This is a genomic window from Variovorax sp. EL159, from assembly GCF_900100965.1.
Lineage (GTDB): Bacteria > Pseudomonadota > Gammaproteobacteria > Burkholderiales > Burkholderiaceae_C > Variovorax.
Window position 1 is genome coordinate 84,645 of record NZ_FMUJ01000007.1, and the last position, 20,470, is coordinate 105,114.

Annotated in this window: 20 protein-coding genes; 8 read left to right on the plus strand and 12 right to left on the minus strand. The window is 69.8% G+C overall.

Going from position 1 to position 20,470, the window contains the following annotated elements:
• Window positions 1–91: 91 nt before the first annotated feature.
• Window positions 92–1,360, plus strand: a complete 1,269-nt coding sequence (locus tag BLQ28_RS26200; protein ID WP_093246258.1) for an MFS transporter — start codon at window positions 92–94, stop codon at window positions 1,358–1,360.
• A 19-nt stretch (window positions 1,361–1,379) separates the two neighbouring features.
• Here BLQ28_RS26200 and BLQ28_RS26205 read toward each other — a convergent pair whose 3' ends face one another.
• Complete coding sequence (locus tag BLQ28_RS26205; protein ID WP_093246259.1) at window positions 1,380–2,144, minus strand: hypothetical protein; 765 nt, start codon at window positions 2,142–2,144, stop codon at window positions 1,380–1,382.
• Window positions 2,137–2,736: a hypothetical protein gene (locus BLQ28_RS33390; RefSeq protein WP_256327464.1), complete on the minus strand. Its 600-nt coding sequence runs from the start codon at window positions 2,734–2,736 to the stop codon at window positions 2,137–2,139. Before BLQ28_RS33390 ends, BLQ28_RS26205 begins: the two co-directional genes overlap by 8 nt.
• A 36-nt stretch (window positions 2,737–2,772) precedes the next feature.
• On the opposite strand from BLQ28_RS33390, the gene BLQ28_RS26215 reads away from it, so the two are divergent.
• The gene (locus BLQ28_RS26215; RefSeq protein ID WP_093246261.1) at window positions 2,773–3,345 is read left to right on the plus strand and encodes a fasciclin domain-containing protein; all 573 of its coding nucleotides are present in this window, start codon (window positions 2,773–2,775) and stop codon (window positions 3,343–3,345) included.
• Window positions 3,346–3,385: 40 nt separating this feature from the next.
• On the opposite strand, the gene BLQ28_RS26220 is transcribed toward BLQ28_RS26215, so the two are convergent.
• Window positions 3,386–4,321, minus strand: coding sequence for a LysR substrate-binding domain-containing protein (locus BLQ28_RS26220; RefSeq protein ID WP_093246262.1), 936 nt, complete (start codon window positions 4,319–4,321; stop codon window positions 3,386–3,388).
• An 82-nt stretch (window positions 4,322–4,403) separates the two neighbouring features.
• On the opposite strand from BLQ28_RS26220, the gene BLQ28_RS26225 reads away from it, so the two are divergent.
• Both BLQ28_RS26225 and BLQ28_RS26230 read left to right on the plus strand, forming a co-directional pair.
• Window positions 4,404–4,748 (plus strand): DUF2917 domain-containing protein, encoded by a 345-nt coding sequence (locus BLQ28_RS26225; protein ID WP_256327466.1) that lies wholly within the window; start codon window positions 4,404–4,406, stop codon window positions 4,746–4,748.
• 165 nt (window positions 4,749–4,913) lie between these two features.
• The gene (locus BLQ28_RS26230) at window positions 4,914–5,717 is read left to right on the plus strand and encodes an enoyl-CoA hydratase-related protein (RefSeq protein WP_093246264.1); all 804 of its coding nucleotides are present in this window, start codon (window positions 4,914–4,916) and stop codon (window positions 5,715–5,717) included.
• A 34-nt stretch (window positions 5,718–5,751) separates the two neighbouring features.
• On the opposite strand, the gene BLQ28_RS26235 is transcribed toward BLQ28_RS26230, so the two are convergent.
• On the minus strand, window positions 5,752–6,645 hold the full coding sequence (locus BLQ28_RS26235; protein ID WP_093246265.1) for a DUF4261 domain-containing protein: 894 nt from the start codon (window positions 6,643–6,645) through the stop codon (window positions 5,752–5,754).
• A gap of 248 nt (window positions 6,646–6,893) precedes the next feature.
• Here BLQ28_RS26235 and BLQ28_RS26240 point away from each other — a divergent pair, with 248 nt between their 5' ends.
• Together BLQ28_RS26240 and BLQ28_RS26245 are read left to right on the plus strand one after the other, a co-directional pair.
• The gene (locus BLQ28_RS26240; RefSeq protein WP_093246266.1) at window positions 6,894–8,156 is read left to right on the plus strand and encodes a 6-phosphofructokinase; all 1,263 of its coding nucleotides are present in this window, start codon (window positions 6,894–6,896) and stop codon (window positions 8,154–8,156) included.
• Window positions 8,156–8,383 carry a cysteine-rich CWC family protein gene (locus BLQ28_RS26245; protein ID WP_093246267.1) on the plus strand — a complete coding sequence of 76 codons (228 nt, stop codon included), beginning with the start codon at window positions 8,156–8,158 and terminating at the stop codon, window positions 8,381–8,383. The genes BLQ28_RS26240 and BLQ28_RS26245 overlap by 1 nt, the downstream gene beginning before the upstream one ends.
• Here BLQ28_RS26245 and BLQ28_RS26250 read toward each other — a convergent pair.
• Window positions 8,374–9,756: a zinc-binding metallopeptidase family protein gene (locus BLQ28_RS26250; protein ID WP_093246268.1), complete on the minus strand. Its 1,383-nt coding sequence runs from the start codon at window positions 9,754–9,756 to the stop codon at window positions 8,374–8,376. The two genes, BLQ28_RS26245 and BLQ28_RS26250, sit on opposite strands and share 10 nt — an antisense overlap.
• Before the next feature lie 125 nt (window positions 9,757–9,881).
• On the opposite strand from BLQ28_RS26250, the gene BLQ28_RS26255 reads away from it, so the two are divergent.
• On the plus strand, window positions 9,882–11,384 hold the full coding sequence (locus BLQ28_RS26255) for a DHA2 family efflux MFS transporter permease subunit (protein ID WP_093246269.1): 1,503 nt from the start codon (window positions 9,882–9,884) through the stop codon (window positions 11,382–11,384).
• Window positions 11,385–11,457: 73 nt separating this feature from the next.
• Entirely contained in the window at window positions 11,458–12,606 is a 1,149-nt protein-coding gene (locus BLQ28_RS26260; RefSeq protein WP_093246270.1) for an ABC transporter substrate-binding protein, read from the plus strand.
• Between the two features lie 51 nt (window positions 12,607–12,657).
• On the opposite strand, the gene BLQ28_RS26265 is transcribed toward BLQ28_RS26260, so the two are convergent.
• The 7 genes from BLQ28_RS26265 to BLQ28_RS26295 form a co-directional block, all read right to left on the minus strand.
• On the minus strand, window positions 12,658–13,428 hold the full coding sequence (locus BLQ28_RS26265) for an SDR family NAD(P)-dependent oxidoreductase (RefSeq protein WP_256327467.1): 771 nt from the start codon (window positions 13,426–13,428) through the stop codon (window positions 12,658–12,660).
• A gap of 61 nt (window positions 13,429–13,489) precedes the next feature.
• Window positions 13,490–14,287, minus strand: coding sequence for an SDR family oxidoreductase (locus BLQ28_RS26270; RefSeq protein ID WP_093246272.1), 798 nt, complete (start codon window positions 14,285–14,287; stop codon window positions 13,490–13,492).
• A complete protein-coding gene (locus BLQ28_RS26275; RefSeq protein WP_093246489.1) occupies window positions 14,284–15,672 on the minus strand; it encodes a transaminase in 1,389 nt (462 codons plus the stop codon). The genes BLQ28_RS26270 and BLQ28_RS26275 overlap by 4 nt, the downstream gene beginning before the upstream one ends.
• Before the next feature lie 14 nt (window positions 15,673–15,686).
• Window positions 15,687–16,373 carry an HAD-IA family hydrolase gene (locus BLQ28_RS26280; RefSeq protein ID WP_093246273.1) on the minus strand — a complete coding sequence of 229 codons (687 nt, stop codon included), beginning with the start codon at window positions 16,371–16,373 and terminating at the stop codon, window positions 15,687–15,689.
• Entirely contained in the window at window positions 16,370–17,614 is a 1,245-nt protein-coding gene (locus BLQ28_RS26285; protein ID WP_093246274.1) for a Tm-1-like ATP-binding domain-containing protein, read from the minus strand. Before BLQ28_RS26285 ends, BLQ28_RS26280 begins: the two co-directional genes overlap by 4 nt.
• A complete protein-coding gene (locus BLQ28_RS26290) occupies window positions 17,611–18,990 on the minus strand; it encodes an aminotransferase class III-fold pyridoxal phosphate-dependent enzyme (protein ID WP_093246275.1) in 1,380 nt (459 codons plus the stop codon). Before BLQ28_RS26290 ends, BLQ28_RS26285 begins: the two co-directional genes overlap by 4 nt.
• A gap of 31 nt (window positions 18,991–19,021) precedes the next feature.
• Window positions 19,022–20,464, minus strand: a complete 1,443-nt coding sequence (locus BLQ28_RS26295) for an NAD-dependent succinate-semialdehyde dehydrogenase (RefSeq protein WP_093246276.1) — start codon at window positions 20,462–20,464, stop codon at window positions 19,022–19,024.
• Window positions 20,465–20,470: the final 6 nt, after the last annotated feature.

Below are 20,470 nucleotides of genomic sequence, written 5' to 3' on the forward strand. Positions count from 1 at the left end.
AACGGCGCCCGAGGGCGCCGTTCTGCATGAAGGGCGGCATGCCAGTAGCATTCGTGCCGCTCCCTTCTTCTTTCAGCTCCCTCCCCTCCCGATGAACACGAACGCGGCATCGCCGCCCCCGCCGCGCTGGTCGACCTCCGCGGCCGCCATGCTCGTGGCACTCGCCAGTGCCTTCGCCCTGAGCCAGGCCTTCCGCACCGTCGGCGCCATGATGGCCACGCCGCTCAGCAGCCACTTCGGCCTGTCGCCGCAGCAGCTCGGCACGTGGGCCGGCACCTTTCACTTCATGTTCGGGATCATGCAGCTCGCGATGGGCGTGTCGATCGACATGTTCGGCGTGCGGCGCACGGTGCTCACCGCGTTTCCGCTGGCCATCGCGGGCGCGGCGCTGTGCGCGGTGGCATCGAGCTTTCACATGCTGCTGCTGGGGCAGGCGCTGATCGGCGTCGGCTGTGCGCCGGCATTCCTGGCCTGCACCGTATTCATCGCGCGGCACTTCGACGCCTCGCGCTTCACGGCGATGTCGGGGCTGGTGATGAGCATGGCCGGCCTGGGCATCGTGTTCACCGGCACGCCGCTGGCCCTGCTGATCGAGGCCGCGTCGTGGCGTGCCGGCTACGCGGTGCTGGCCGCGTTCGCGGTGCTCTCGTGGGCCGTCATCTTCTGGCGCGTGCGCGAGCCGGCGCGCGCGGTGGACCTTGCGCCGCAGTCGGCACCGGCCGAACGCCAGTCGCTGCGCAAGGCCGTGCGCGAGTTGCTGCCGCTGTTCGCGATGCCGCACACGCTCGGCCTGCTGTGTTTTGCCTGCGTGTCGTATGCGGCCTTCATCACGCTGCGCGGCCTGTGGCTCGGGCCGGTGCTGCACGAGCGGCACGGACTGTCGCTCGTTGCGAGCGGCAATGTCGCGCTGGTGATGACCGTCACCGGCATGATCAGCCCCGCGCTGTTCGGCCGCCTCGACCCGGGCGCCGCGCGGCGCCCTCTCTGGATGATGGGCTGCGCCTGTGCCGGCGCGCTGATGTTCACGGCGATGGCGCTCACGCATTCGCGCGCGATCGACATCGGCCTGCCGATCCTCTATGGCCTTCTCTCGGGCTACAGCGTGCTGCAGTACGCATACACCAAGAACGGCTACCCGGCCGCCATGACGGGGCGTGCGATGGCGCTGATGAACATGGCGATGTTCCTGGGCGTGTCGCTGATGCAATGGACGACGGGCGTGGCCGCGTCGTGGGCGGTGGCCCACGACGTGGAGCCGTTCCGTGCGGTGTTCCTCACGGTGGCGGGCATGCTGGCAGCGGGGACGCTCGCGTTCTTCGTGCTGCCGCGCGCACCGGTGGCGACGCGGGTTCACGCCTGACGGTCGAGCGCACGCCGCCTCAGGCCCCGTCGCCGAGACGCGCCCGTACTTCACGGCGACTCAACTGGCGCTTGGCCACGGCGTAGACAAAGTCCTGCGCGTACGTGACCTGACGGTATGTCGTGCCCGCCGGCGCGTGGCACACGCCGCGTCGTGTCACCAGGCAGCCGCGCAGCACGTCATAACGCTTCTCGTCCTTCGCACCGGCCCCCTTGCTTTCCGGGAACGGCGCCAGCCGGACTTCGAACCAGCAGCCATCGACCAGATGCCATTCGATGGCGTCGTCGATCGCGATACGGGCGATCACGGCCTTCGGTTTGTTCGCAGCCCGGTTCTGCCGCGCCTTGAGCCGAGCCCGATTTGGAAGCAGGATGCCGGTGACCGGATGCACGAACAGCTCCACGCGCAATGCATCGCGCAGCGGCACATGCAGATTGCCGCCCCAGCGATGCGAGCGCACCCGCACTTCGCCATCGCGCATCACCGCATCGCGCACGACAAAGTCGTCGATGTGCTCGAAGATGTGCGCCTGCACCGTGCTGCGGCGGTCGATGCCACTGCACAGCTCGGCGTACACCTTGTCCCACGGCCGATGCGCCTGCTTGTGCAGCCAGCGCTTGAGCGGCGCGAGATTCTCGTTGAGCCACTTCGTGCGACCGTAGCCGCGCTTCATGCCCAGGTGCGAACCACGCTCCTTGCTGTTGCGCCATGCGCGCCCATCGCCTTGCACGCCACCACCGCGACGTGGCCGCTCGACGATGACCTTGTCCATGTCGTCACGCATCGTCGCCCCTCCCCACCAGGCTGCGCGCAGCCTTCTGCAAAGCCACCTTCTGCGCCCGCCGTTCCGCACGGTGCGTGCGCAGATGGCGCCCCGCGCCCTGCCCCGTTTCGCGGCGCGCCATCGCGGCCACCACGGGGTTGCGCGGTGCCGTTGCCGGCACCGAAAAATAAAACCGGCCCAGACGCTTCTCGTCGTCGCGGGCCTTTCGTTGAGCACTCATGTGCGCACACTCCAAAAACAAAAAGGCCCCGGCAAATGGCTGCGCGGGGCCTTTGTCGATGGGCCTCGGCGGATGCATTGATGCACATCCGGCCGGGGCGGTCGGTGTGCGGGTCAGGTGTTCAGAAAACGGTTCATTGATGTGTGTTGTCGCCCGGGAGGTTGGTCGTCGCCAGGCGCGGAGAGAAAACTGTTGGCTGAAAAACGAAGGGCGGATTGTGGCGAGCGCGCATGCGATGCGCAAGCACCCCGCCTGCTGCTGTGGCGCAAAGCCGACGCGCAACAAATCGATGAACGGGTGCGAATCCAAACGCGAGCACGCGGCGTATTCGATCCAAGCGCATCGCGCCCCCGAGCTGTTGGCGGTTTCCACAGACACCTCAAGAACCATTCTTTCCAGGAGCCTTCAATGAAAAAACTCATGATTGCAGTCGGCGTTTCGGTCCTGCTCGGCGCTTGCGCGGGCGGCATGGGCATGAGCGGCAGTGGCGGCATGTCGTCGAACCCGATGGTCGGCGGCGCCGCGATGTACCCCACGAAGGACATCGTCGACAACGCCGTGAATTCGAAGGACCACACCACGCTGGTCGCTGCCGTGAAGGCCGCGGGCCTGGTCGATACGCTCAAGAGCCCCGGCCCGTTCACCGTGTTCGCGCCCACCAACGAAGCCTTCGCCGCACTGCCGGCCGGCACGGTCGACACGCTGCTCAAGCCCGAGAACAAGCCGACGCTGACCAAGGTGCTGACGTACCACGTGGTGCCCGGCCGCATGGACGGCCCGGCGCTGATGAGCGCGATCAACGCAGGCGGCGGCAAGGCCGTGCTGAAGACCGCCAGCGGCGGCACGCTGACCGCGACGATGAGCGGCGGCAACGTGTGGGTGACCGATGCCAAGGGCGGCACCGCGATGGTGACGATTGCCAACGTGTACCAGTCGAACGGCGTGATCCACGTGATCAACAAGGTGCTGCTGCCGGGTTGATCCTTCTTCTTCGACGCGGCAACGGCGCGGCGGGCCTTCGTCAGGTGCGCTGCGCCGCTTCCGCTTCGTCGCGCAGCCACTGCGCGAAGTCCTGCGCGTCGCGGTTGCCCGCGGCGCGCTTCGACATCTCGATGAAGTAGCCGCGGTGCGACACGGCGCCCTCGCCGAGCGGCGCCACCAGCCGGCCATCGCGCACCAGTTCGCGCAGCAGCGGCAAGCGGCCGATCACCACGCCCTGCCCCGCCACCGCGGCCGCCACGGCGTCGGCGTACTGCGTGAAGCGCAGCGTGCTCTTCATGCGCAGGTCTTCGAGCCCCATCACCTTGAGCCACGGCTCCCACTCGGCGGTCGGGGCCTTGCTGTGGTCGGGGTACTCGACGGTCAGCAGCGTGACGCCCGCAAAGTCCGACAGCTCGCGCAGCGACGCGGCCAGCTGCGGCGAGCACAGCGGAATGATCGACTCCTCGAACAGCGCCGGGCCGACGCCCCTATCGATGGGAGAGAAGCGCACGGCCAGGTCGAGCCGGCTGACGTCGAGGTCGAGCGCATCGAGCGTGGCCGACACGCGCACATCGACCTGCGGGTGCGTGCCGGTGAAGCGCGCCAGCTTGGGAATGAGCCAAAGCGACGCAAAGCCCGGCGTGGTGGTGATCGCCACCTGCCGTGGCGCGGCGCTGGCGCGCACGCGGGCGGTGGCGTCGCGCAGCCGCTCCAGGCTGTCGGTGACGGCGCGCTGCAGCACGCCGCCGGCCTCGGTGAGCGCCAGCGCGCGATGGCGGCGCTCGAAGAGCAGCACGCCCAGGCTGGCTTCGAGCTGCTGGATCTGCCGGCTCACGGCCGACTGGGTGAGGTACAGCTCGCCGGCCGCCAGCGTGAAGCTGAGCCGGCGCGCGGCGGCTTCGAAACTGCGCAGCAACTCGAGCGGCGGGAGCTCGCCGCTCAAGGCGCCAGGGGCTTTCGCATTCTCTGCAAGCATGCAACGAGTTCCGAATGACCGCGTGTAAGAGGGAGATCGGCTCACTATATTCATTCGTATCCCGAATGCAATGGAGTTAGCCATGAGCACCTACCCGTCTTCTTCGTCCGCCCCCTCCACACCCTCTTCGCGCTTCGACGTGAGCCTGCCGCATCGCGCGGTTTTCTCGGTGCCCGATGGCGCCGGCGTCGGCATCGAATGCCGCAGCGGCTCGGTCTGGGTCACGCTGGATCGCGATACGCGCGACATCGTGCTCGCACCGGGCGAGCGCTTCGAGGGCACCGAGCACCGGCGCATGCTGGTGTCGGCGCTGCAGTCGTCGTGCATCACGGTGACCGATGCGCAACCGGCTGCAATGCCGCTGCCCACGCCGGCGCGCCAGCGGTCGCCTTGGCGACTTCTGTCCCACGGGTTGTCCCCGGCTTGACCTGATGGCCACCGGCATCGACCCTCGATGCCATGGACTTCCAGTGCACCGAATGCCGCCGCCGCGACGGGCGGCTTTTTGTTTTGGGCGCACGATTCACGCTGTTTTCTTTTTTGAAAAGGACATGGACATGGCACAGGCACACACGGTGGCGGAGCAGCTCGGATGACCGCACCCTCCTTCATTCTTTGCGAAGTGGCCGACGGCATCGCGACGCTCACGCTGAACCTGCCGGCCAAGCTCAACCCGATCGCGCACGGGTTGCAGGTCGAGCTGAAGGAAACGCTGGAGCGCATCCGCGACGACCGCTCGGTGCGCGCCGTGATCCTGACGGGCGCCGGCAAGGCCTTCTGCGTGGGCGCCGACCTGAGCGCGATGGCGCCCAATGAAGCGGGCAAGTCGCTCGGCGCGCAGACGGCGGAGTGGATGCAGTCGCTGAGCAACCCGCTGATCGAGACGCTGCGCACGCTGCCGATTCCGGTGGTCGCGGCCGTCAATGGCCCGGCGGCCGGCGCGGGCGTGGGGCTCGCGCTCGCGGCCGACGTGACCATCGCGGCGCGCAGCGCCTACTTCTACCTGCCCTTCCTGCCCAAGCTGGGCATCGTGCCCGACCTGGGCTGCACCTGGGCCATTCCGCGCCGTGCCGGCAGGGCGCGCGCCATGGGCATGGCATTGCTCGACGAGCGCGTGGGCGCCGGGCGCGCCGTGCAGTGGGGGCTGATCTGGGCCTGCGTGGACGACGAGCAATTGCTCGAAGAAGCCCGCCGCATCGCGCAGCGCCTGGCCAGCCTGCCGGCGCACGCGGTGGTGGAGGCACGCGAAGCCTTCGAGGCCTCGGAGCACCACACGCTGAAGGAGCAACTGCACTACGAAAGCGAACGCCAGCGCGAACTCATCGACCGCCCGAGCTTCCGCGAAGGCGTGAGCGCCTTCCTGCAGAAGCGGCCACCGGTTTTCGAGGGGCGCTGAGCGCCACGCGGGGCCGCTCAGTCGGCGCGGCCCGTCAGTGCAGGCGCGCCTCGATCTCGTCGGCGCCGATCATCTCGGCCACCAGCACGGCATCGGGGCCGTCGAGAAAGTATTCCGTCTCGAGCGGCGCGCGCAGGCGCAGGAACTTGTCTTCGCCGACCTGCATGGTGTGGCCCGCGCCCATCTCGGCCCCGCTCTCGATCAGGTAGCGCAGGACATTGCCGAACAGGTCGAAGTACTTCCGGCCTTCGTGATGGCCTTCGGCCAGCGCCGCGAAATCGGGGTGGCCGAAGTGATGCGCGCCATAGGTGCGCATCCAGACGCCCTGCACGCCTTCGACCTCGTACTTGACGAAGCCGCAGTACAGGGCCGGCAGGTCGAGGTGCCGCAGCAGCTCGATGCTGTCGCCTTCGTTTTCGGCATCGAACACGCCCGCCGGCAGCGAGGTGCGGGCCGATTCGTTCAGCACCGCCAGCGCACCCAGGCGGGCCATGGCGCCGGCCACGGTCGCGAGGGCCACGTACTGCTCGAGCACCGAGGCCTCGTAGCCCGCGTAGTAGAGGATGACGTGGCTGCGGTGTGCGCGAACCCGGGCCTTGAGTTCCTGCGGGTAGTGCGCCGGCGCGACGCAGGCCTCGACCGATTCGCCTGGCATCGGTGCGTCGAAGCCGACCATCCGGACCACGTGTTTCTTCCAGCCCGCCAGCGCCAGAAAAGTGCCGGGCTCTTCCGTGATCTCGCAGCGCGCATCGCCGGTGGAGCGGTGGTAGGCGCGCAATGCCTCAGCGAGCGCGGCGACATCGATGTTCAGCGCATCGGCGAACACGACCGTCAGCGCGACGGTATCGCCGGCATCGGGGTTGGCCACCAGCGCACCGGCATCGGCCGGCTCGTCCTTGCGGCCGAAGAAGCGGGAAAAGATGCTCACGCGCGGACTCCTGAAAAGTTGTGTGCCTGCTGCCCAGGGAACGGCGCGGACCCGGTGGCGCGCCATGTACGCACGCCCTCGTGCGCGGCGTGCGGAAACGAACTGTAATCGCGCGAGATGTCGGTTGATCGGCCATTGGCCTGCGGCCGGCGATTGCGCCAGAATGGCCCTCCCGCGAAGCGTTGCCGCCATGCGCCCTGGACGCCCCCAGGGCGATGACCGTCGCGTCACAGCACGGAGATTGCCCCATGAGCACCGCCATCCTCAATGCCTTCTACGCCCAGTCGGGCGGCGTCACCTCGGTCATCAACGCGTCGGCCTGCGGCGTGATCGAAACGGCGCGCCGGCACCCGGACCGCATCGGCAAGCTCTACGCCGGGCGCAACGGCATCATCGGCGCGCTGACCGAAGAGCTGATCGACACCGGCGCCGAACCGGCCGAGGCCATCGCGGCCCTGCGCAGCACGCCCTCGGGTGCGTTCGGCTCCTGCCGCTACAAGCTCAAGTCGCTCGAGAAGAACCGGCGCGAGTACGAGCGGCTGATCGAGGTGTTCAAGGCGCACGGCATCGGCTATTTCTTCTACAACGGCGGCGGCGATTCGGCCGACACCTGCTTCAAGGTGAGCCAGCTGTCGCAGTCGCTCGGCTATCCGCTGCAGGCGATCCACGTGCCCAAGACCATCGACAACGACCTGCCGCTGACCGACTGCTGCCCCGGCTTCGGCTCGGTCGCGAAGTACGTGGCGGTGTCGACGCTGGAGGCCTCGTTCGACGTGCGCTCGATGGCGGCGACATCGACCAAGGTGTTCGTGCTCGAAGTGATGGGACGGCACGCAGGCTGGATCGCCGCAGCGGGCGGGCTCGCCGCGGACCAGGGCATTCCGGTGGTGGTGCTGTTCCCCGAGATCGAGTTCGACAAGCCGCGCTTTCTTGCGCGCGTCGATGAACTGGTGAAGCAGCACGGCTACTGCTCGGTGGTGGTGTCCGAAGGCTGCCATCACCCCGACGGCACCTTCCTGGCCGAGCAGGGCACGCGCGATGCCTTCGGCCATGCGCAGCTCGGCGGCGCCGCGCCGGTGGTGGCGCAGATGGTGAAGGACGCGCTGGGCCACAAGTTCCACTGGGCCGTGGCCGACTACCTTCAGCGCGCGGCCCGGCACATCGCCTCGGCGACCGACGTGAAGCAGGCCTACGAGCTGGGCCAGCGCGCGGTGGAGCTGGCCCTTGAAGGCCGCAACGCGGTGATGCCGACCATCGAGCGCATCTCCGACGTGCCGTATGCCTACCGCCTGGGCAGCGCGCCGCTCGAATCGGTGGCGAACGTCGAGAAGCCGATGCCGCGCGATTTCATTTCGGACGACGGCTACGGCATCACCGAGAAGTGCAGGCGCTACCTGCTGCCGCTGATCGAGGGCGAGGACTATCCGGCCTACCGCGACGGCCTGCCGGTTTATGTGACGCTGCAGAACGTGGCGGTGGCGAAGAAGCTGCCGCCCTTCGAGATCGCGTGATGGCAACAGCTACAGCGGTCATCGACCCCACGCGCTGCCCGCTGTGCGGCGAGTTGAATCGCTGCGCGATGGAGATCGAACGCGAGACCGGCCAGGCACAACCGCCCTGCTGGTGCATGCAGGCCGACTTCAGCCATGCGCCGTTGACGAACCTGCCGGAAGCGATGCGGGGCCTGTCGTGCATCTGCGCCCGCTGCGCCGCGGGTGACGCGCCCGCTCAGGACTGACCGGGCGCTTGCGACTGGGTCTGTGACGGGGCCTGTGACTGGGCCTGCACTTGCGGCTCGGGTGCCGGCTGCAACTCGATGATGGGCTCGGGCGCAGGCGCCGCCACGTCGCTGGCCATCACCATCGTCGGCGCCGAGCCATGCCGCTGCCCGGTGATCACGCCGTGGATGAACTGCAGCTTGCCCACCGCCGCGCGTGGCAGCACGAAGGGGTAGTAGTCGGGCTGGCCCATGCTGCGCGACAGCTCGTTCAGCACGTTGGTGAGCAGCACCCAGCCGTTGATGAAGTCGAGAAACTTCGCGGCATCGGGATGCGCGGGCTGCCAGAGGTCATCGACGGTGAAGAGGTCGCTCGCCAGTTCGACGTTGGTGGCGTCGACGCCGAAGCTCATCGCGGTGTCCGCCGTGTCGGCCATGTGCAGGTAGTGGGCCCAGGTCTCGGCCCAGTCTTCCCACGGGTGGGTGCTGGCGTAGCTGCTCACGAAGCGGTCGGCCCAGTCGGGCGGCGGGCCCTGTTCGTAGTGGGTCTGCAGTGCGACCGCGTAGTCGGCGCGGTCGTCGCCGAAGAGCGCGCGGAAGTCGTCGATCCACGGCGTGGGCAATACCAGCAGGTCCCAGTAGTAGTGGCCGATCTCGTGGCGAAAGTGGCCGAGCAGCGTGCGGTAGGGCTCGCGCATCTCGGCGCGGATGCGTTCGCGCACGGCGTCTTCGGCCTCTTCCGCGTTGAGGGTGATCACGCCGTGCTCGTGGCCCGTCATCACGTGCGGGCCGCCCGGCACGTTGCTGAGGAAGTCGAAGGCCAGGCCGTGCACCGCGTCGGCATGGCGGCTCACCACCGGCAGGCCGAGCGCGAGCAGTTGCGAGATCAAGCGGCGCTTGGCGGTTTCGAGCTTGCGCCAGAGTTCGCCGTTGGCCTCCACCGAGAGATCGGGAATGGTGCGCGTGACGCTGCACGCCAGGCAGTAGCCGGGCGCCAGGCCGTGCGTGTCGGCGGGAAGCGTCTCGCCCTCGCGCGGCACCGACACCATCCAGTTGCAGGCGGCGGGCGTCATGAGGTTGGCGCAGCGCCGGTAGGTGGGGCCGTGCGGGTCGCCGAAGACGGTGAAGGTGTCGGGCAATGCACCGCCCCCCACGGCCGGTGCGAGCGGCATGACGCCCAGGCGGTCGATGACGTAGCCGAGCGGCGTGTGGCAGGCCAGGCATTCGCTGTTGCGCAGGAACACGGGGCGCCCGCACTGGCAGCGGTAGGCTCGGCTGAGGGTCGGCGCGGCAAGCTCGGCCGCGAGCGTGGGCACGGCCCCGGGCTCGACCGGGGCGAAGGCCGCGACATCGTCGGGCTGGCCGTTGGCTTGTTCGTTCAGTGGAGAGTCCATGTCGTTGTGCGGCGCTTGACGCGAAGGGGACAGCCGCTGCATTGTGCGACCGCCCGGCGCGCCCTTGGCCGCGCAAACACCGATATGCTTGTAGGACGACGGACCCCGAGACATTCCGCCGCCCCATGACCTCCCCACAGACATCCGAAGCCGCGACCACGCCGGCCCCGCCTTCCATCGGCACGATGCGCCAGCGCTATGGCGAACACTACCGCTGGTACCTGCTGCTGTCGGTGATGGTGGGGACGATGGCATCGATCATGTCCTCGACCATCGTCAACGTGGCGATCCCCGGCATGAGCCATCACTTCTCGCTCGGACAGGAGCGCGCGCAGTGGGTGAGCTCGGGCTTCATGGTGGCGATGACGGTGTCGATGCTCACCACGCCGTGGCTGCTGTCGCGCTACGGCTACCGGCGCACCTACGTGGGCACGATGCTGTTGCTGCTGCTCGGCGGCATCGTGGGCGGACTGGCCAACAACTTCTCGCTGGTGCTGTTCGCGCGCGTGGCCGAAGGGCTGGCGGCGGGCGTGGTGCAGCCCATTCCGGCCATCATCATCCTGCGCGCCTTCGAGCCGCACGAGCAGGGGCGCGCAAGCGGCATCTTCGGCATGGGCGTGGTGCTGGCGCCGGCCATCGGGCCGAGCATCGGCGGCGTGCTGGTCGACCTGTTCGGCTGGCGCTCGATCTTCTTCATGGTGGTGCCGTTCTGCCTGGCGTCGCTGTGGCTGGCCTACAAGTTCGTGCCGACCACCGCGCCCGGTGGCGTGGCGGCCGTGCGCGGCGGCGGGCTCGACGGGCGCGGGCTGGCGCTGGGCACGGTCGGCACGCTGTGCCTGCTGAACGGGCTGGTCGAACTGCGCGGCGATTCGCCGCTGCAGGCAGCGCTGCTGCTGGCCGGTGCGCTGGCGGCTTTCGCGGCCTTCGTGTGGTGGCAGCGGCGGCTCGCGGCCTCGGGCGGCACGCCGCTGATGAACCTTGCGCTGTTCCAGTACCGGCAGTTCGCGATGGGCAGCGTGGTGGCGTTCATCTACGGCACGGCGCTGTTCGGCTCGACCTACCTGCTGCCGGTGTACATGCAGGTGGGGCTGCATCTGTCGGCCTCGCACGTGGGCACGATCCTGCTGCCGGCGGGCATCGTGCTGGCGGTGACCATCGCGGGCGTGGGCCGGCTGGCCGACCGGCACCCGACCTGGGTGCTGGTGAGCATCGGCCTTGCGCTGCTGGCCACCTCGTTCGCGCTGATGATGCTGCTGCGGCTCGACAGCGCGCTGTGGCTGCTGGTGGCCTTCGCGATCATCGGGCGCATCGGGCTAGGCTTCATCCTGCCTTCGCTCAACCTCGGATCGATGCGGCCGCTGGCCAAGCCGCTGATTCCGCAGGGCGCGAGCGCCATCAACTTCGTGCGCATGCTGGGCGGCGCGGCCGGCGTGAGCCTGTGCGCCATCGTGCTGGAGTGGCGCCTTGCGGCGCACGGCGATTCGCTTGCCAACCCGATGAGCAGCCCGGCGCGGCTCGCGGCCTTCGACGAGGTGTTCGCGATGCTCGCGGGGCTGTGCGCGCTGGCCGTTTGCGCCGCATGGCAGCTGCGCGAAGGTGCCAGGAGGACGGCACGCAACACGGGGTAAACCCCGGCGCTGGGGAGCGCCGCTTTCGCATTCAATTGTTATCAGTTGTATCTAAATCGCGAAACGGTTCCCCATGCATCGCAGAAGCTTTCTTGCCGCCTCGGCTGCGGCCATGGCCGCGCTCGGCCCCCTGTCGCCAGCCCATGCCGCCAATACCGCAGAGAGCGGCGTGAGCGATGGCGAGATCGTGCTCGGCCACACCGGCATCCTGAGCGGCCCGCTCGGGGTGCCGATCAAGGTCGTGATGGCCGGCGCAGGGCTGGCCTTCGACGCGGTCAACGCACAAGGCGGGCTGTCGGGCCGCAAGATCAAGCTGGTCTCGCTCGACGACGAACTCGTGCCCGAGAAGGCCGTTGCCAACTACGAGAAGCTGCTCGGCGAGCACCACGCGTTTGCCTTCTTCGGCTGCGTGGGTTCGGGCACCACCGCCGCGGCGGCCAAGGTGCTGAACCAGAGCGGCGCGCCGATGGTGGGCGGCTATGCGGTGTCGGACTCGGCGCGCGACAAGGTCAACGGCTCGGGGTATTTCGTGCGCGCCACCTTCGCGCGCGAGGCGCAAGCGCTGGTGCAGCACCTGACGACCATCGGCGTGTCGCGCATCGGCGTGGCCTACCTCGACAACCCCGGCGGTGCCGAAGTGGCCAAGCTCGTCGAGGCGGCGTTGAACGCGTTAAAGCTGCAACCGGCGGCCGCTGTGGCCGTCAAGGGCGACGGCTCGGGCAACGAAGCGGCCGGCAAGGCGCTCGCGGACAGCAAGGCGCAGGCGGTGATCATGTACCTCGGCGGCGGCATCGGCGGCGAGGTGATGAAGAGCGCATGGACGGCGGGCGGACGCCAGATGTTCTACGGCATGTCGATCGTGCCGGGCGACGTCACGGCGAAGCTGGTGGGCGACAAGACCAGCGGGCTGGCCATCTCGCAGATCGTTCCGTACCCGTGGAGCGAGGTCGATGCGGTGGCACGCGACTACCGGCAGCTGGCTGAGCGCGCCAAGGTGGACGTGGGCTACCTGAGCTACGAGGGCTACGTCAACGCGCTGGTGATGATCGAGGCGCTGCGCCGCACCGGCCGCGAGCTGACGCGCGCGAAGCTGCACGCCACGCTCAAGACCATGAAGCTGCGCGTGGGCAACATGGAGATCGACTTCACCGGGGCCAGCAACACGGGCTCGCGCTTCATCGAGATGGTGCGCGTGACGAAGGAAGGCAAGTTCCTGCGCTAGGCGAGGCCGCGGCAGCGCAAGCCGCCGCTGGCGAATGCGGTCACGCCGCGCTCAAGCCGCGCGCGCCGCCGCCGGCACCCGCGCCCCGCCGTCGGCCACCAGCGCCGCACCGGTCACGAACGACGCCTCGTCGCTGGCCAGGAACAGGCAGGCGGCGGCCATCTCCTCGGGCGTGGCCAGGCGGCCCAGCGCGATGCGCGCCACGGTCTGGGCGCGCGCGGCGTCTTCATCGATGCCGCGTTCAGCGGCCAGGTCGCGCATCTCCTGGCGGCTCATCGGCGTGTCGACCCAACCGGGGCACAACGCATTCACGCGCACGCCCTTCGGGCCGTAGGCCTGCGCGGCGGAGCGCGTGAGCGCGACCACGCCGGCCTTGCTGGCCGCATAGCTGGCCATGCCGGCCCCCGCATTGAAGGCCGCGACCGATGCGATGTTGACGATGGCACCGCCGCCCTGCGCCACCATGCCGGGCAGCACCGCGCGCTGGCAGCGCATGGTGCCGCCGAGATTGACTTCGTGCAGCCGCTGCCAGTCGCCGTCGTCGATGTCGGCCGCGTCGTCGTTGCGCACGATTCCGGCGCAGTTCACCAGCACGTCGATGCGGCCGAAGGCAGCCTGGACCGCGGCCACGGTGGCGCGCACGGCCGCGTCGTCGGTCACGTCGCAGTCGAAGGCCGGGCCGTCGCCCACCGGCTGCGGACGCGGCCAGCCGGCCACCGCGACACGTGCGCCCTCGGCCGCGAAGCGCGCGGCCACGGCGGCACCGATGCCGGTCGCCGCACCGACCACGAGGCAGGCCTTGCCATGCAGGCGTGTGCTCACAGGAGAACCTCCGTGCTGCGCACTGCGGTGCGAGCTTGCTTGGGGCGGCCCGGCGCGGCGCTCATTCCAGCTGCTCCGCGAAGAACGGGCTCTCGGGCAGCGTCGAGCCGCCATCGACCACGATCGTCTGCCCGGTGATGTAGCGCGCCGCCGGGCTTGCCAGGAAGCGCATCGCGTAGGCGATGTCCTCGGGCCGGCCCAGTTCGCCGGCCGGGATGTGGCGCGCGATGCGCGCGGCCTTGGCCGGATCGGACAGCAGCGAGCCGCCCTGCTTGGCGATGTAGCCCGGCTCCACGCCGTTGACGGTGATGCCCTCGCGCGCGTACTCCAGCGCGGCCGTGCGGATGAAGCCGTTCACCCCCGCCTTGCTGGCCGCGTAGTGCGCGCTGCCCGGCATGGCCACGCGCGGCCCGGTCACCGACGAGGTGACGAGCAGCCGCCCACCGCCGCGCGCACGCAGGTGCGGCACTGCCGCCTGTGCGAGCCAGAAGCAGGCCTTGAGGTTGACGGCCAGCGTGTGCTCCAGCTGTTCGTCGGTCATCGCATCGATGGCGGCCCAGGGATTGACGGCCGCGTTGTGGACCACGATGTCGAGCGCGCCGAAGGCACGCACCGCCTGAGCCACCGCGCGCTCGGCTTCGTCGCGCCGGCCGATGTCGCAGGCCAATGCATGCGCCGCGAAGCCGCGCGCCCGCAGCTCCGCCGCCACGGCCTCGCCGGCACTGCCGGTGCGGTTGGCGATCAGCACCGAGGCACCGGCCTGTGCAAACACCTGCGCGATGGCCGCGCCGATGCCGCGCCCGCCGCCCGTGACCAGCGCGACCTTGCCCTGCAGGCCGAAAGGATCGGCGGTGCTCATCCCCTGCACTCCCGCACGAACGCGGCAAAGGCCGCGTTGTGCTCGTCCACCTCGCGCGCGGTGGTGCCGGGGCAGCACAGCATCATGTTGTGGAAGGGCGTGATGAGCACGCCGCGGTTCATGAGGTACAGGTGCAGCAGCGCTTCGAGCTCGCCGTCGCGCGTGCGGCGCACGTCGCTCGCGTTGCGCGGCGCGTCGGCGCAGAACAGCGTCTCGACCCGCGCGCCGACCTGCGTCGCGTGCCACGGCAGGCCCGCCTCGGCGATGCTGGCGTTCACACCATCGGCCAGGCGCTGCGCGAGCTCCAGCATGCGCTCGAAGGCCTCGGGCGTGAGCACCTGCGAGAGCACCGCGCGCATCACCGCGACGGTGAGCGCGTTGCCCGCCAGCGTGCCGCCGAAGCCTGCATGCGCCGACTGACGCTGGGTGGGATGCAGCTTGGGCAGCACTTGCCAGACGCGTTCGGCGGTTTCGGCGCTCAGGCCGAAGGCAGCTGCGGGAATGCCGCCGGCAATCGCCTTGCCGACCACGAACATGTCGGGGTCGAGCCCGTGCTTTCGCGTGTAGCCGCCCGGCCCGCTGGAGAGGGTGTGCGTCTCGTCGATGACGAGCAGCGTGCCGGTCTCGCGCGTGAGGCGGCGCAGCGCGTCGTGGAAGCCGGGCTCGGGCGCGATCATTCCGTAGTTGGTCATGGCCGGCTCGGCCAGCACGCAGGCCACGTCGCCGGCGCGCAGCGCGCGTTCCAGCGCGGGCACGTCGTTGAACTCGACCACGGCCGACAGCTGGTCGTGCGGAAAGCCGTTGGGGTGGATGTTGTTGCGCATCGCGACGGCGCCGTCGCGCAGCTCGACATGCGCCTCTTCCACCGAGCCGTGGTAGCAGCCCGAGAACACCAGCACGCGCGGCCGGCCGGTGACCATGCGCGCCAGCCGGATGCAGGCGCGGTTGGCGTCCGAGGCGGAGGTCGTGAGGTTCCAGTACGGCAGCCCGAAGCGGCGCGACAGTTCCTCGCCGACCCAGGCTGCGTCGTCGGTGGGCAGCATCAGCGAGCTGCCGACGCGCGCCTGCCGCGTCAGCGCCTCGACCACCGCCGGGTGGCCGTGGCCGCACATGCCGCCGGTGTCGCCGAGGCAGAAGTCGGCGTAGCCGTTGCCGTCCACGTCGACGAAGCGCGCGCCGTAGGGCAGCTGTGCGTCCTGCACGTACAGCGGCCAGCCGCCGATCCAGCGGCGCATCCAGTGCGAGGGCGCGCCATAGAGCCAGGCCTGCTGGCCCTGGGCAAAGAGTTCGCCGGAGCGGGCGTGGGTGCGCGCATAGCGGTCCTGTTCGGCCTGCATCAGGGCCTGCACGCGCTCGCGCGGCACGGTGGGTTCGAAGGTCGGCATCATGGCAAGCCCGGTCAAAGGGAAGAACAAGAAGAAGAGGAAGGAGGGGAAACACCCAGCAGCGCGAGGGCCTGCGTGTAGCTCGCGCCCGGGTGCATCACGTCGAAGTGCACGGTGCGCAGGCCCACGCGCTGCGCGCCAACGATGTTGCGCAACTGGTCGTCGACGAAGACGCAGGCTTCGGCAGGCAGGCCGAGCTGGTCCAGGCACTGCTGGTAGGCGCGCGCATCGGGCTTGAGGATGCCGGTGTGCGTGGCGTCCACCACCACGTCGAAGGCGCTCATGAAGGGCAGCCGCTTGCGGAAGCCGGTGCCGTAGAACAGGTCGAGCTCGTTCGACAAGATGGCGAGCCGGCAGCCGGCGCGGCGCGCCGCCTCGATGGCCGCGAGGGCCTCGGGACGGATCGCCGCCTCGGGGTCGGCGCCGCGCGCGCGCTGCACGAAGGTCTCCATGCGGTCCCAGCGTTCGCCGACCAGCGCGCCCACTTCGCGGGTGCGCGCCATCCAGTAGTCGCGCTCCGAGAGCTTGTCGGCCTGCATGTCGCGCCACAGCGGATCGCTCGCGAGGTCGAAGGGGCCGCGCCAGGTGAGCGTGCCGCGCGGCAGCGACAGCGCCTCTTCGGTCAGTGCGTGGGTCTCGAACAGGGTGCGGCTGATGACGCCGCCGAAGTCGAGCACGAGGGCTTGCGTGTCGTGGGTCATTCGGGCCTCCCGGCGGGCACGGTGCCGTCGGCCACCCAGGCGTCGAACACGCGCAGCGCGGCGTCGCAGAAGGCGGCGTCGTTGATGTGCGCGTCCAGCTCGACCAGCCACGCAGGCTCGACGCTGCCGCGCAGCGCTTCGGTGAAGGCCGCAAGGCCTTCCGGATCGTGCAGCGGCTCGCCGGGACGGTCCCAGCCTTCGATGCCGTGCAGGGGCATCAGCACGCAGGTGGCGCCCTCGGCGCGCGCGAGGCGGCGCGCGATCTCGGTGGCCACGCCGCGACGGAACGCCGGTGCGCTGAGCGCCGAGGCCAGCAGCCGGTTGTGGATGTGCGCGGGCCGGCCTTCAAGGCCCTCGGGCGTGGGCTGCCAGGCCGGGTAGTCGAGCATGTCGATGGCGCCGGGCGCGACGATCTGCGGCGTGCCCGCGCGGCCGGCGCCGAGCAGCCGGTCGGGGCCCGCGGTGACGCACGAGCCGCCGAGCTGGTTGGCCAGCTCCTGCAGGCTGAAGTCCATCACCGCGCAGAAGCGGCCCTCGGCAGCCAGCGCCTCGAAGGCGCGCCCGCCCATGCCGGTGGTGTGGAACACGGCGACTTCGTAGCCGCGCGCTTCGAGCGCGGGCTTGAGCGTCTTCATGTAGGTGAGCGCGCTGGAGCCCAGCGAGGTCATGCCCACCAGCGGCTTCTCGAAGGCCGGCACGCAGGCCTGGCGGCAGGCGCCGAGCACCGCGCCCGCGGCCTGGCTCAATGCCGAGCGGCACAGGCTGTTGAGCCCGTAGAGCCCACCGGCCCACAGCACCATGATGAGGTCGGGCGGAATGCGCTCGGGCGGCAGCAGGTGCGAGTAGGCGATGGTCGAGACCAGCACCTTCGGCACGCCCAGCGGCAGCGCCTGCGCCACGTCGAGCGCCAGGTCGGTACCCATGGTGCCGCCCAGCGCGAGCAGGCCGTCGATGCGCCCCTCGGCCTGCCAGCGCGCGGCGAGCTTGGCGGCGCCGCGCGCCATCAGCGTCATGGCGCTGTTCTCGTCGCCGCTTTGCGCCACCTCGGCGACGGTCTTGCCGGCGGCCGCGGCCACTTCGGTGTTGGGAATGTCGGGCGCGAAGGGCGCGCCGTCGAGCACGCCCACGTCCATCACGACGACGCGGCCGCCGCCGGCCTCGATGCACGCGCGCATGAACAGCAGCTCGGCGCTCTTGGTGTCGGCGGTGCCGATCAGCAAGATGGTCGGGGGTCGGCTCACAGCGTCGCTTCCACGTCGGAGAACGCGCCTTCGAGCGCATCGACCATGAAGTCGACCTCTTCGCGCGTGATGACCAGCGGCGGCGAGAGGATGAGGTTCGGCCCCGAGATGCGCACCATCAGCCCGCGCCGGTAGGCCGCCTGCGCCACCTTCGCGGCGATCGGGTTGCCGCGCGGCAGCGTGGTGCGCGTGGCCTTGTCGGCCACCATCTCGATACCCAGCATGAGGCCCATGCCGCGCACGTCACCGACGAAGCTGAACCTGTCAACGAAGGGCCGCACGCGCGCCTGGAAATGCGCGCCCACGCGCGCGGCGTTGCCGGGCACGTCGAGCGCCTCGATCTGATCCAGCGTGGCCAGCGCGGCGGCGGCCGCCACCGGGTGAGCGCTGTAGGTGTAGCCGTGGCCCACCGCGGCCTGCCCCGAGGCGTCGTTGAGGAAGACCTCGGCCACCTTGCCGCCGATGGCGGTGGCACCCAGCGGCACGTAGCCCGACGAGATGCCCTTGGCCAGGCACCACAGGTCGGCCTTCACGTTCCACAGCCGCGTGCCGAACATCGCGCCGCCGCGGCCGAAGCCGGTGACGACCTCGTCGGCGATGAGCAGCACGCCGTACCTGTCGCAGATCTCGCGCACGCGCGGCCAGTAGTTGGGCGGCGGCACGATCACGCCGCCCGCGCCCTGGATCGGCTCGGCGATGAAGGCGGCCACGGTGTCGGGGCCCTGGAACTGGATCTCGCGCTCCAGCAGCGTGGCGCAGATCTCGCCGAGTTCTTCCGGGTCTTGCGTGTATGGGTTGCGATACAGCCAGGGCGTGTCGACATGAAAGCAGCCGGGAAGCAGCGGCTCGTAGGCGCGGCGAAAGTTCAGGTTGCCGTTGACGCTCATGCCGCCGAAGTGCACGCCGTGGTAGCCCTGCCGCAGCGCGATGAACTTGAAGCGGTCGGCCTGGCCCTTGAGCTTCCAGTACTGGCGCGCAAGCTTGAGCGCGCCTTCGACCGCGTCGGAGCCTCCGTTGCTGAAGAACACCGCGGCCACGCCGTCGGGTTCCATGGTCTGCACGAGGCGCGCCGACAGCTCGATGGCGCGCGGGTGCGTGGTGCCGCGGAACACGTTGTAGAAGGGCAGCTCGTCGAGCTGCGCGACGATGGCGTCGCGCACCGGCTTGTTGCTGTGGCCCAGGTTCGCGGCCCAGAGGCCGCCGACGCCGTCGAGCATCTTGTGGCCGTCGACGTCCCAGATCCAGCAGCCCTGGCCGCGCGCAATGATGTCGGGCCTGGTCTTGAGCATCGCCTGCGGATGGGCCATGGGGTGCCACAGGTACTGGGCGTTGTCTTGCTTGAGCGCCGCCACGGCGGCGGCATCGGTCGTTGTCATGCGGGTCTCCGGAAGTATTCGATGGATGTGTTCAGGCCGGCACGCCGACGGTGAGGGTCTTGACCTCGGTGTAGTGCAGCAGGCCCTCGGCGCCCATCTCCTGGCCGATGCCGCTTTCCTTCCAGCCGCCGAAGGGCATCTCGGGCTGCGAGACGCCGAAGTGGTTGATGCCGACCATGCCGGCCTCGAGCGCATCGCCCAGGCGGTGCGCGGTCTGCAGGTCGCGCGTGAAGGCGTAGGCGCCCAGGCCGTAGGGCAAGGCATTGGCCTGTGCGACGGCTTCGTCGAGCGTGTCGTAGGGCTGCAGCACGGCGATGGGGCCGAAGGGCTCCTGGCGCATCACGCGGCTGTCGGCGGGCGCGTTGGCGATCACGGTCGGCTCGAAGAAGAAGCCGGGCCGCTGCACGCGGTGGCCGCCGCACAGCAGCTGCGCGCCGCGCGCCACGGCGTCGTCGACGAAGCGTTGCATGTCCTCGATGCGGCGCGCGTGCGCGAGCGGGCCCATCTGCGTGGCCGCATCGGTGCCGGCGCCCAGGCGCAGCGCACGCGCGGCCTGCACGAAGGCCTCGCTCCATTCACCAAAGCGCGCGCGCGGCACGTAGAAGCGGATCGGCGACGCGCAGACCTGGCCCGCGTTGCGGAACTTGGCGGCCAGCGACTGCTTGAGCGCGAACGGAAAGTCGGCGTCGTCGCAGACGATCACTGGCGCATGGCCGCCCAGTTCGCCGGTGAAGCGCTTCACGTGCCGCGCCGCCTGCTCGCCGAGCAGCTTGCCCACGGCCACCGAACCGGTGAACGACACCTTGGCGATGGCCGGATGGTCGATGAGGAACGACGACACCTCGGCCGGGTCGCCGCACACCATGTTCAACGCATCGGGCGGCACGCCGGCATCGAGAAAGGCGCGCACCAGCAGCATGCAGGTGCCCGGCGTTTCTTCCGCCGGCTTGATGACCACGCTGCAGCCCGCGGCCAATGCACTGGCGAGCTTGCGCGCCGGCAGGTTGGCGGGAAAGTTCCACGGCGTGAAGGCGGCCACAGGCCCGACCGGCTGGCGCATGACCGACTGCGAAAGAATGCCCTCGACGCGTGGCGGCACGAGGCGGCCGTAGAGGCGCTTGGCCTCTTCGGCCTGGAAGTCGACGATGTCGGCCGAGAGCGTGACCTCGCGCAGCGATTCGGCGAGCGGCTTGCCCTGTTCGAGCGTGAGCACGTGCGCGATGGTCTGGGCCTGTTCGCGGATCTTCTGCGCGGCGGTGCGAAGGATGTTGCAGCGCTCGAGCGCGCTTCTGGCGCGCCACTGCACGAAGCCACGGCGCGCGGCATCAGCCGCCTCCGCGAGTTCGTCGCGGCCGGCCAGCGGCAGCTGCGCGATCGTTTCTTCGGTGGCGGGGTTGACGACCGCGCGGTGGCCGCCGGTGGTCTGCGTGCGCCATTGGCCGGCGATGTGCAATGCGAGTTCGGGGTAGTCCATACCTGC